This is a genomic window from Acidovorax sp. FG48 (assembly GCF_057809085.1).
Genome location: NZ_JBMDJH010000013.1, coordinates 117,832 through 128,725 on the forward strand (window position 1 = coordinate 117,832; position 10,894 = coordinate 128,725).

Sequence of the window (10,894 nt, forward strand, 5' to 3'; positions counted from 1 at the left end):
TTTCGTGTTGTCAGCTTGTTGCATTCACGACTTGCCGCTTAGCACCATCCAACGTTTGTCCTTTGTCTGTTTTCCACTCCATCCAACCATTGGCTGAGCGCCCGAGCACAGCAATTGCTGCCATGCTGGGACTAGTGAATAAATAGTCTCGGGTGAATACATATTGCGTGCCTTGCTGCTGTAAGACACCGTCGGTCACTAGTTGCTCTCGGAAGCGTTCTTGCGAGGAGCCCTGAATGGATGCCACGTTACCAACGCGAGCCGTCGAGCCCTTGAGCACAACAAAGCCTTCAGACGTGTATTCACCTACACCATTGGCATCAGGGCCCTTGCAGTAGAACAGCTCGACGGGTTGCGGTTTGCCGTTGCTCGTTGTGGTTGTTTGAGTCAGCGGTTCAAACACCGGCTGGCCGAGTGTGGCCAGCAGAGTAGCTGCTGTCTCGTGAATCTCGTAGCAATCGGTTTGAAGCGGCGCAGGGGTGTAGGGCTGCGAGCCCGTATTGCCATTCTCCAAACTGTAGCGTCCAGCTTTGGTTGCCTCAGCGATGGCGAACCATTCCAGAAACATGGCATGTGTCTGGGTAAGACTGTTTGTAAGGGAGATAACTACAAGTGCGCGGTTCCAGAAATCTTTGTTCTGGTTGTGTTGTACCAGCCGGTTACCAACATTGCCAGATTGACCAACGTATGCGCGAGGCAGGCCAGCGTCTGATAGATCGCCCATCAAAAAATAGACGCCGACCTGTTGCGATTCTGGCAGCTTAAGAAAGTCTGCCAATTGGCTGCGCGGTACCTCGACTACCCGAACAATGCGGGTAGTGATCTCTGCCACACGCATGCCACGCGGGTCTCCCGTAGGCAGGAAAATCTGGATGGTTTGAGGGCGCGACATCACTTGCCCCAAGAATCCTTCAACCCCACCGCCAAGTTAAACACCGGCTTCTCCGCTTTGTGGTCAATACGGTCCGCCACAAAGTACCCATGCCGCTCAAACTGGAACTTGTCGTCCGGTTGGGCATTGGCCAGTGACGGCTCCACGATGGCCGTCACCACCTTCAGGCTGTTCGGGTTCAGGCTTTCGATGAAGTCCTTGCCACCCGCGTCGGGGTGGGCGTCCAGGAACAGGCGGTCGTACATGCGCACTTCGGCGTTCACGCCGTCGGCCACGCCCACCCAGGTGATGGCGGCCTTGACCTTGACGCTGTCGGCGCCGGGGGTGCCGCTCTTGGTGTCGGGCACCACGGTGGCCAGCACTTTGGTGATGTTGCCGTCAGCGTCTTTGGTGCAGCCGGTGCATTCGATGACGTAGCCACCCTTCAGGCGCACTTTATTGCCAGGGAAGAGGCGCTTGTAGCCCTTGGGGGGCACTTCTTCAAAGTCTTCGCGCTCGATCCAGACTTCCTTGCCGATGGTGAAGTGGCGCACGGGGCTTTCCACGCCTTCGGGCGGGTGGGGCAGGGCGGGCAGGCTGCAGGGCTCCAGGTGGCCTGCGCCCATCACGTCGTCCCAGTTGGTCAGCACCAGCTTGACAGGGTTGAGCACGGCCATGCCGCGGTGGGCTTTCAGTTCCAGGTCTTCACGCAGGCAGCCTTCCAGGGTGCTGTAGTCGATCCAGCTGTCGGACTTGGTCACACCGATGCGCTCGGCAAAGGTCTGGATGGCGGCGGGGGTGTAGCCACGGCGGCGTAGGCCCACGATTGTGGGCATGCGGGGGTCGTCCCAGCCGTTCACTTTATGGTCGTACACCAGCTGGGCAAGCTTGCGCTTGCTGGTAATGACGTAGGTGAGGTTCAGGCGCGCAAATTCGTACTGGCGGGGGGGCGGGCTGGTCAGCAGGCCGCCTTCCGTCAAGCGCTCCAGCAGCCAGTCGTAGAAGGGGCGCTGGTCTTCAAACTCCAGCGTGCACAGGCTGTGGGTGATCTGCTCCAGCGCGTCCTCGATGGGGTGCGCGTAGGTGTACATGGGGTAGATGCACCAGGTGTCGCCCGTGTTGTGGTGCGTGGCACGGCGGATGCGGTAGATGGCCGGGTCGCGCATGTTGATGTTGGGGCTCGCCATGTCGATCTTGGCGCGCAGCACCATCGATCCGTCTTCGTGTTGGCCGTCCTTCATCTCGCGGAAGATGCGCAGGTTTTCTGCCGGGGTGCGGCTGCGGAAGGGGCTGTCCACGCCGGGCTTGCTGAAGTCGCCCCGGTTCACGCGCATTTGTTCTGCGGTCTGCTCGTCCACGTAGGCGTGGCCGGCTTCGATCAGGTATTCGGCTGCCCGGTACATGAAGTCGAAGTAGTCGCTGGCCTGGTAGGGGGCAGCGCTGCCGGGGGCCTGACCGATCTGTGTCCAGTCAAAACCGAGCCATTTCACGGCGTCGATGATGCTGTTGACGTATTCGGTGTCTTCTTTTTCGGGGTTGGTGTCGTCAAAGCGCAGGTGGCACACGCCGCCGTAGTCGCGCGCTAGGCCAAAGTTGATGCAGATGCTCTTGGCGTGGCCCACGTGCAAGTAGCCGTTGGGCTCGGGCGGGAAGCGGGTGCGGATCTTGGCGGGGTCGGGCTCGCCCTGGGCGTGGTGGGCGGCGTCGCCGGGGGTGCCGGCCCAGCGGCGGGTGGCGTAGGTGCCTTTGTCCAGGTCGTGTTCGATGATCTGGCGCAAAAAGTTGCTGGGCTTGACGGTTTCAGCGGCCGCAGAAGTGGCAGTGGCGGCGGTATTGGCGGGGGAGGGGGTGCTCATCCAGCCATTTTAGGCGGCGGTTTCGTGACGGTTTACGCATTAAAACAAGCGCGTGTACGTTCAGACACAACGTAAAGACGGTTTTGTGCCATCCTTTTAGGCACTTGGTGCGTTGTGTACCGGTGAGGTGTGTCCTTTTGGTGGGCCGCCCTCATTCACTAGGAGATTTCCATGACGAAAACCCGTTCTGTTTCTACTGCGGCCGCTGTGGCGGGTGTGGCACTGGCCCTGTTGGCTGGTGCTGGCTCCGCCCAGGCCCGCGATGTCAATTGGTCCGTGGGCATTGGCGTGCCCGGCGTGGTGGTGGGCGCCAGCAATGGCTACTACGCCCCCGCTCCGGTGTACGTGGCACCGCCCCCACCGGTGTATTACGCTCCCCCTCCACGCCCCGTGTACTACAGCGCTCCCCCGGTGTACTACACACCACCCCCAGCGGTGGTTTACGGCGGTTATGGCTACGGCCATCGCCACCACGGGCACGGCCACGGTCGCCACTGGGACCGTTGATCAGCCCCCAGCGGCTGGTCTGTCACCAACCTCTTGGGCGCGAGTCGCTCACAGGCAGCGTTGCACAGGCTGCCTTTTACAGCGGTCCTTCGGGGCCGCTTTTTTCTTGGCGCTTCATAATCCCGCACTCTGGCCTGCCAGCGTGGCAGGCGCATCGCCCCGGAGACCCTGTCTGTGACTGCCAATAAAACCGTTTTTGTCCTCAATGGCCCCAATCTGAACCTGCTGGGCACGCGCGAGCCCGCCGTGTACGGCGCCGCCACCCTGGCTGATGTGGAAAAGCTCTGCACTGACGCCTGCACCCGCCACGGGTTTGCGCTGCGTTTTCACCAAAGCAACCACGAAGGCGCCTTGGTGGACTGGATTCATGAGGCGGGACGCCTGCACGCAGCGGGCGAGCTGGCGGGCGTGGTCATCAACGCCGGGGCCTACACCCACACCAGCATTGCCCTGCACGACGCCATCAAGGGCACAGGCATCACCCTGATCGAGCTGCACATCAGCAATGTGCATGCGCGCGAGGCCTACCGCCACCATTCGTACATGGCGGCCGCCGCCAAGGCGGTGATGTGTGGATTTGGCGTGCTGGGCTATGGCCTGGCGATTGACGGGCTGGCGCAGTTGCTGGCCCAGCAGCCAGCGGCCTGATGGCTGGGCGCGGGGGATTTCACGACCATGGCCCCGCTGCCCCTGCAGGTTTCTGAGGACGAGGTCGAAATCACCGCCATGCGCGCCCAGGGCGCGGGCGGGCAAAACGTCAACAAGGTATCGAGCGCGGTCCACCTGCGGTTTGACGTGGCGGCATCGTCGCTGCCCGAGGGCGTGAAGGAGCGCCTGCTGGCACTGCGCGACACCCGCATCACCCAAGACGGTGTGGTGGTCATCAAGGCCCAGCAATACCGCAGCCAGGAGTTGAACCGCGCCGACGCCCTGGAGCGCCTGAACGCGCTGGTCAACAGCGTGGCCGTGCCGCCCCGCGTGCGCCGGGCCACCAAACCCACCTATGGCTCGCAACAGCGGCGCCTGCAAAGCAAGACGCAGCGGGGCGAGACCAAGGCGCTGCGCGGCCGGGTGCGCGACGGGTCCTGAGGCTTGTGCGTCAGGAGGTATGTGCAGGTGTTGCCCACCGTGCGCCATCGGCCTGTCAATGTTTGATTGGCATCATCCGTAGAACAATCTGTCTGCCCTGCAGGGCTTGGTATCGCAGGCTATCAGTCCTACATTCATGGCATCCCTTGTTGGAGTTGTCATGTCTGCCTCTGTCCAAGCCCCCGTTCCAGTTTCTGCTGCAATTCCCGCCCTGTTTGTGTCGCACGGCGCGCCCTTGTTTGCGCTGGATGCGGGCACGACCGGCCCGGCGCTGACGCAATGGGGCCAGAGCCTGAAGTCGCAGTACCCCGGCTTGCGAGGGGTGGTGGTCATGTCGCCGCACTGGATGGCGCGGTCGGCGCAGGTGATGACCGGGCCGCAGCCCGCCACCTGGCACGACTTTGGCGGGTTCCCCCCGGCGCTGTACCAACTGCAATACCCGGCCCCCGGTTCACCCGCGCTGGCGCAGGAGGTGCTGGGCCTGCTGCAGGCCGCTGGCGTTGCGGCCCAGGGCGATGCCGCACGCCCCTTTGACCATGGCGCCTGGGTGCCGCTGATGCATCTGTTCCCGCAGGCCGACGTACCCGTGGTGCAGGTGGCCCTGCCCGTGGGCGCTGGCCCAGCCGAGGTGTATGCATTGGGCGCTGCATTGCGCAGCCTGCGCAGCCAGGGCGTGCTGGTGGTGGGGTCGGGCAGCATGACGCACAACCTGGCCGAGTTTTTTGGCGGCGAGCGAGCGCCCGCGCCCTATGTGCTGGAGTTCAGCCGCTGGATCGAGGACGCTCTGGCCCGTGGTGACATGGCCGCGCTGCTCAACTACCGCAGCCAGGCCCCCCATGCCCACCGCGCGCACCCCACCGAAGACCACTTTTTGCCCATCTTCTTTGCCCTGGGCGCAGCGGGCGACGACCTGCACGCAAACTACTTGAGCCGCGAGGTGATGTACAGCATGCTGTCGATGGATGCATTTGCGCTGGAGCCGGTGCATTGACACGGAACTCCTCGTTTCCACCCGTTTTTGGCCCTAAACCATTCGAGGCGCACAACTATGCTTACTTTGCCGCTCACCTTTTTGCAGCGCCCCGCTGCCGCCACGACACCCCGGCCCTGGCTGCTGGTGCTGATGCATGGCGTGGGCAGCAATGAGCAGGACCTGTTCAGCCTGGCCCCGCAGATCCCGGACCGGTTTCATGTGCTGAGCCTGCGTGCGCCGTTTCGCATGGGGCCGGGCTCACACGCGTGGTTTGATTTCTCCATCGAGCCCAGCGGCGAGCGAACCATCAACGAAGAGCAGGAGGCGCAAAGCCGCACCCTGGTGGCCCAGGCGGTCGAGTCTGCCGCAGAGCAACTGGGCATTCCGCCCGAGCGGGTGGTGGTGGGCGGCTTCAGCCAGGGGGGCATCATGGCGCTGTCGCTGTTGCTCACCCGGCCCGCGTTGATGCATGCAGGCCTGGTGTGGCACAGCCGCCTGCTGCCGCAGGTGGTGCCGCTCACCGCACCTGCCGATGCGCTGCGCGGCAAGCAACTGTGGCTGAGCCACGGTACCCACGACAACGTGATCCCGCTGGCCAACGCCCAGGCCATTGCGCACCACATGGCGCCCCTGCCGGTGGCGGTGAGCTACCACGAGTTCCCCAGCGCGCATGAGATCCGGCCGTCCGAGCTGGCGGCCACGGTGGCCTGGCTGGAGTCGCTCTCGACCACGCCAACGGCGTTTTAAGCAGGGCCTATTCGCGGGCCGGCCCGGGGCGGGCTACATCGCGTTACCGAGGCCTGGGTGTGCGGTTGTCCAATCGTGCACGCCCCATGTGGGGCTGAGAGGGAACGCCTGGCGCCATGGAGGCTCGGACAGGGGTTGTTCCTGTGTTGAAGGAGAGCCCATGCCCGATCAAGACACCGCAGAATTCCGCCCGGCGCCAGAGCGCACTTCTCCCGCCCTATGGATCGTGCTGGTCACCTTCGCATGCGTAGTAGCGGCTGGCGCTGCCTGGTGGTTCTGGCTGCGGCCGGTAGAGCCAGCGGCAGCTCCACCCCCTGTGGCCGCCGCTCCAGCCGCACCGGCGGCGCCCCCGCCCGCCCCCGAGGCGTCGGGGCCGCAGAACCCGGTGGATTCGCTGGCACCGCCCGACGCAGCCTTGCCTGCGCTGGCTGAGTCCGACGCCCGGGTGACAGAGCTGTTGGCCGAGCTGCTGGGCCGCGACAAGCTGCCGACGTTTCTGCAGACCGATGGGTTTGTTTGCCGCGTGGTGGCCACGGTGGACAACCTGGGCCGTGCCCACGCGCCATCGCGCATGTGGCCGGTGCAGCCCACGGCGCAGCGGTTTGTGGTGGATGGCACTGGCGACGCGCCCACCACCATCGCGGCGGCCAATGCCGCACGCTACAGCGCCTTCTTGGCGTTTGCCGAAGCGGTACCGATGGAGCCCGCCGTGGCGCTGTACGCGCGGCTGTACCCGCTGTTTCAGCAAGCGTATGAAGAGCTGGGCTACCCCCGGCGCTACTTCAACGACCGCCTGGTGGCAGTGCTGGACCAACTGCTGCAGGCGCCCGAGCCCGCAGGCCCGCTGCAGGTCAAGCTCACGCCCGTGAATACCGACGTGCCCAACCTGCGCCCCTGGGTGCGCTACGAGTTTGTGGACCCCGCGCTGGAGGCGCTGCCCAGCGGCCAGAAGATCCTGCTGCGCATGGGCCCTGCCAACGAGGTGCGTGCCAAGGCGCTGATCCGCGAGCTGCGCAAGCGGGTGGCGACGAGCGACGTGGCGCGTAAATAGGGGTCGCCGCGATGATCGCCGCAAGGAGCGTGCTCAGGCGCTGGGTAAGGGCAGGGCGGTCTTGTAGCGCACCTGCTTGAGAGCAAAGCTGGACCGGATCTTCTCCACGCCTGGAATGGGCGACAGCTGCTCCAAGATGAACCGCTCCAGCGCCCCAATGTCAGCCAGCGCCACGCGAATCAGGTAGTCGCTGTCGCCGCTCATCAGGTAGCACTCCATCACCTCGTCGTGCTCGGCAATGCGGCGTTCAAAGTCGGCCAGGGCTTCCTTGCTTTGCGTCTTGAGGCTGATGCTGATGAACACATTCAGGCCCAGCCCCAGCGCCGCCGCATTGGCCAGCGCCACATAGCGGCTGATGACGCCTGCCGCCTCCAGTGCCTTTACCCGCGCCAGGCAGGGCGAGGGCGACAGGTGCACGCGCCGCGCCAGCTCCACGTTGGACAAAGATCCATCGGCCTGCAGCTCGGCCAGGATGCGCAAATCGAGGGTGTCCAGTTTCATGTGCTGCAGTTTATGGCTTTGGCGGCATAAAGTGCTATGGCGGCATGGCGCAAAAGGCAAAACGGCAACTCATTTGGAGCCAGCCTCGCTACAGTGGCTGCCATGAACGCCCTCACATCCCACGCCCTGCTGCAACAAGCCCCCGGCGCCCCGCTGGACGCCGACCCCGAAGAAACCGCCGAGTGGCGCGATGCCTTCCTGGCGCTGGTCGCCACCGAAGGCCCCGAGCGCGCGCGGCACATGCTGCAAGAGCTGGTGCGGGTGGCACGCGCGCAGCGCATTGGCTGGCAGCCCGACCTGAACACGCCGTACGTGAACACCGTGGCGGTGCAGGACCAGCCCGTGTTCCCCGGCGACCTGGCCATCGAGGAGCGCGTGGCCTCCATCGTGCGCTGGAACGCGCTGGCCATGGTGGTGCGGGCCAACCAGGCGTATGGCGAGCTGGGCGGCCACATCGCCAGCTACGCCAGCGCGGCGGATCTGTTTGAGAGTGGCTTCAACCACTTCTTCCGCGCCCGCGAGGGACTGGGCGAGGGGCAACACCGTGGGGACCTGGTGTTCTTCCAGCCGCACAGTGCGCCGGGCGTGTATGCGCGGGCTTTTCTGGAAGGGCGTTTGTCCGAGTTGGACCTGCAGCACTACCGCCAGGAGCTGACGGCGCCGGGTGCAGGCGCGCAGGGCTTGTCGAGCTACCCACATCCGTGGCTCATGCCGGACTTCTGGCAGTTCCCCACCGGCTCCATGGGCATCGGCCCCATCAGCAGCATCTACCACGCGCGCTTCATGCGCTACCTCACGCACCGCAACCTGCTTAGCTGCGAGGGTCGTAAGGTGTGGGGCGTGTTTGGCGATGGAGAGATGGACGAGCCCGAGAGCATGAGCGCCCTGACCCTGGCCGCACGCGAGGGCCTCGACAACCTCGTCTGGGTGGTCAACTGCAACCTGCAGCGCCTGGACGGCCCTGTGCGCGGCAACGGCCGCATCATCGACGAGCTGGAGCGCCTGTTTGCGGGCGCGGGCTGGAACGTGGTCAAGCTGGTCTGGGGCAGCGACTGGGACGGCCTGTTTGCCCGCGACCTGACCGGCGCCCTGGTGCGCACGCTCGAAGGCACGGTGGACGGGCAAATGCAGACCTTTGCCGCCAAGGACGGCCGCTTCAACCGCGACAACTTCTTCGGCCAGAACCCAGAACTCGCGGCCCTGGCCCAGGGTATGACGGACGAACAGATCGACCGCCTGAAGCGCGGCGGGCACGACCTCGTCAAGATCCACGCCGCGTACGCCGCCGCCGCTGCGCACAAGGGCCAGCCCACCGTGATCCTGGCGCACACCAAGAAGGGCTATGGCATGGGCACTGCTGGCCAGGGCAAGATGACCACGCACAGCCAGAAGAAGCTGGACGAGACCGACCTCATCGAATTCCGCAACCGCTTCAACCTGCCTTTGAGTGATGAGCAGGCGACGAGCCTCGCTTTCTACAAGCCCGCCGAAGACGGCGCCGAGATGCGTTACCTGCGCAGCCACCGCCAGGCCCTGGGCGGCTACCTGCCCCGCCGCGACACCACCTGCGACGCGCTGCCCGTGCCCGCCATCGAAAGCTACGCACAGTTCGCGCTGCAGGCCGATGGCAAGGAAATGAGCACCACCATGGCCTTTGTGCGCATGCTGGGCAGTTTGCTCAAAGACGCCACTTTAGGCCCGCGGATCGTCCCCATCGTGGCCGACGAGGCGCGCACCTTCGGCATGGCCAACCTGTTCAAACAGGTGGGCATCTACAGCAGCGTGGGCCAGCGCTACGCGCCCGAGGACATCGGCTCCGTACTGAGCTACCGCGAGGCGCTGGATGGCCAGATTCTGGAAGAAGGCATCAGCGAGGCGGGTGCCATCGCCAGCTGGACGGCGGCCGCCACCAGCTACAGCGTGCATGGCCTGGCCATGCTGCCTTTCTACATCTACTACTCCATGTTCGGCTTCCAGCGCGTGGGCGACGCCATCTGGGCGGCTGCGGACCAGCGTGCGCGCGGCTTTTTGCTGGGCGCTACCTCGGGCCGCACCACGCTGGGCGGCGAGGGCCTGCAGCACCAGGACGGCACCAGCCACCTGGTAGCGGCCACCATCCCCAACTGCAAGGCCTACGACCCGGCCTATGCGGGCGAAATGGCCGTCATCATCGACGCCGGCATGCGCGAGATGGTGACCGAGCAGCGCGACGTCTTCTACTACGTCACGCTGATGAACGAGAACTACGCCCAGCCCGACCTGCCCGCCGGTGCGGCAGAAGGTGTGCTGCGTGGTTGCTATGTTTTCAGGAGCTATTCAGGCAATATGCACCAGCGCGACAGCGCGATTTCGTCCCAAAGCGTCACCCTGATGGGCTCTGGCGCCATCCTGACCGAGGTGGTCAAGGCCGCAGAACAACTTGCCAGCGAGGGCGTGGATGTGACTGTGCTCAGCGTTACCAGCTGGAGCGAACTGGCCCGCGACGGTGTGGCCTGCGAGCAGCGCTGGCTGGCGGGCGATGCCCAGCCTGCACCCGCATGGCTGACTCAGCAATTGGCCACGACCCGTGGACCAGTGATCGCCGCCACCGACTACGTGCGCGCCGTGCCGGAAACCGTGCGCGCCTTGGTGCCGGAGGGGCGGCGGTTCGTCACCCTCGGCACCGATGGTTTTGGCCGCAGCGACACCCGCGCGGCGCTGCGCCAGTTCTTTGGCGTGGATGCGCAGGCCGTGGCGCACGCAGCGCGACGCACACTGTCTGCGGGCTGACGGCCGCACGGGACACCCGCGCGCCGCGCCGGCGCCACCTTGCAGGCCCACGGTGTGGCGCTGGCGCTGCTGCCAGGTGATGTCCCTGTTGCGCAGCGGCATCCCCTTCCTACAATGGGTTACATACTGATTGGAGGGCGCCATGGCCGACATCACCTGGGACCACAGTCCCCCGACCACCTGGAACGCCATGGTCAACGGCCAGGCCGTGTGCTCTGTCAAACGCAAGGACATTGGCGGGTGGACGGTTGCCTGGACGGACGACCGTCTGTGGCCCGCGCCCACCCACCTGCCCAGGGCTACGCCGCAGCCCACGCGTTTTTTTGGCAGCCTTGAAGAAGCCAAGCTGGCGGTGGAGCAGGTGCTGGCAGCCTGAAATTGGCCACGGCTGCGGCCAAGGTGCCGCAGTGTGAATCAATGCTATTTGTTTGATAGCTTATTGCGCAATACTAGCAAGCGCTGGAGGCTGAAAATTGGCTCTTCTAGCGAATGCTAGTGACACTTTGATTTCCCATGGCCGCACCCAGCAC

The 10,894-nt window shown here is 64.8% G+C and carries 11 protein-coding genes; 8 read left to right on the plus strand and 3 right to left on the minus strand.

Annotated elements, in window-relative coordinates; genetic code table 11:
* Positions 1-10 precede the first annotated feature (10 nt).
* The gene (locus ACODSU_RS17870; RefSeq protein ID WP_488843650.1) at positions 11-892 is read right to left on the minus strand and encodes a GIY-YIG nuclease family protein; all 882 of its coding nucleotides are present in this window, start codon (positions 890-892) and stop codon (positions 11-13) included.
* The gene (locus ACODSU_RS17875) at positions 892-2,727 is read right to left on the minus strand and encodes a glutamine--tRNA ligase/YqeY domain fusion protein (RefSeq protein WP_488843652.1); all 1,836 of its coding nucleotides are present in this window, start codon (positions 2,725-2,727) and stop codon (positions 892-894) included. Before ACODSU_RS17875 ends, ACODSU_RS17870 begins: the two co-directional genes overlap by 1 nt.
* 171 nt (positions 2,728-2,898) lie before the next feature.
* Between ACODSU_RS17875 and ACODSU_RS17880 the strand changes: the two genes are divergently transcribed.
* The 6 genes from ACODSU_RS17880 to ACODSU_RS17905 all read left to right on the plus strand — a co-directional run bounded on the left by ACODSU_RS17880 (position 2,899) and on the right by ACODSU_RS17905 (position 7,094).
* Positions 2,899-3,234: a hypothetical protein gene (locus tag ACODSU_RS17880; protein WP_056640282.1), complete on the plus strand. Its 336-nt coding sequence runs from the start codon at positions 2,899-2,901 to the stop codon at positions 3,232-3,234.
* 174 nt (positions 3,235-3,408) lie between these two features.
* Positions 3,409-3,882 (plus strand): type II 3-dehydroquinate dehydratase, encoded by a 474-nt coding sequence (gene aroQ / locus ACODSU_RS17885; protein ID WP_343734377.1) that lies wholly within the window; start codon positions 3,409-3,411, stop codon positions 3,880-3,882.
* A gap of 27 nt (positions 3,883-3,909) precedes the next feature.
* On the plus strand, positions 3,910-4,323 hold the full coding sequence (arfB, locus tag ACODSU_RS17890) for an alternative ribosome rescue aminoacyl-tRNA hydrolase ArfB (protein WP_015014978.1): 414 nt from the start codon (positions 3,910-3,912) through the stop codon (positions 4,321-4,323).
* Between the two features lie 160 nt (positions 4,324-4,483).
* Complete coding sequence (locus ACODSU_RS17895; protein ID WP_488843655.1) at positions 4,484-5,314, plus strand: DODA-type extradiol aromatic ring-opening family dioxygenase; 831 nt, start codon at positions 4,484-4,486, stop codon at positions 5,312-5,314.
* Between the two features lie 57 nt (positions 5,315-5,371).
* Positions 5,372-6,043: an alpha/beta hydrolase gene (locus tag ACODSU_RS17900; RefSeq protein WP_488843657.1), complete on the plus strand. Its 672-nt coding sequence runs from the start codon at positions 5,372-5,374 to the stop codon at positions 6,041-6,043.
* Positions 6,044-6,203: 160 nt separating this feature from the next.
* A complete protein-coding gene (locus ACODSU_RS17905; RefSeq protein WP_488843659.1) occupies positions 6,204-7,094 on the plus strand; it encodes a DUF3014 domain-containing protein in 891 nt (296 codons plus the stop codon).
* Between the two features lie 33 nt (positions 7,095-7,127).
* Here the strand turns inward: ACODSU_RS17905 and ACODSU_RS17910 are convergent, their stop codons facing one another.
* Entirely contained in the window at positions 7,128-7,595 is a 468-nt protein-coding gene (locus tag ACODSU_RS17910; RefSeq protein WP_056640266.1) for an Lrp/AsnC family transcriptional regulator, read from the minus strand.
* A 102-nt stretch (positions 7,596-7,697) separates the two neighbouring features.
* On the opposite strand from ACODSU_RS17910, the gene mdeB reads away from it, so the two are divergent.
* Positions 7,698-10,364 carry an alpha-ketoglutarate dehydrogenase gene (gene mdeB / locus ACODSU_RS17915; protein WP_488843661.1) on the plus strand — a complete coding sequence of 889 codons (2,667 nt, stop codon included), beginning with the start codon at positions 7,698-7,700 and terminating at the stop codon, positions 10,362-10,364.
* Positions 10,365-10,506: 142 nt separating this feature from the next.
* Complete coding sequence (locus ACODSU_RS17920; RefSeq protein WP_488843663.1) at positions 10,507-10,740, plus strand: hypothetical protein; 234 nt, start codon at positions 10,507-10,509, stop codon at positions 10,738-10,740.
* The last annotated feature ends 154 nt before the right edge of the window (positions 10,741-10,894 follow it).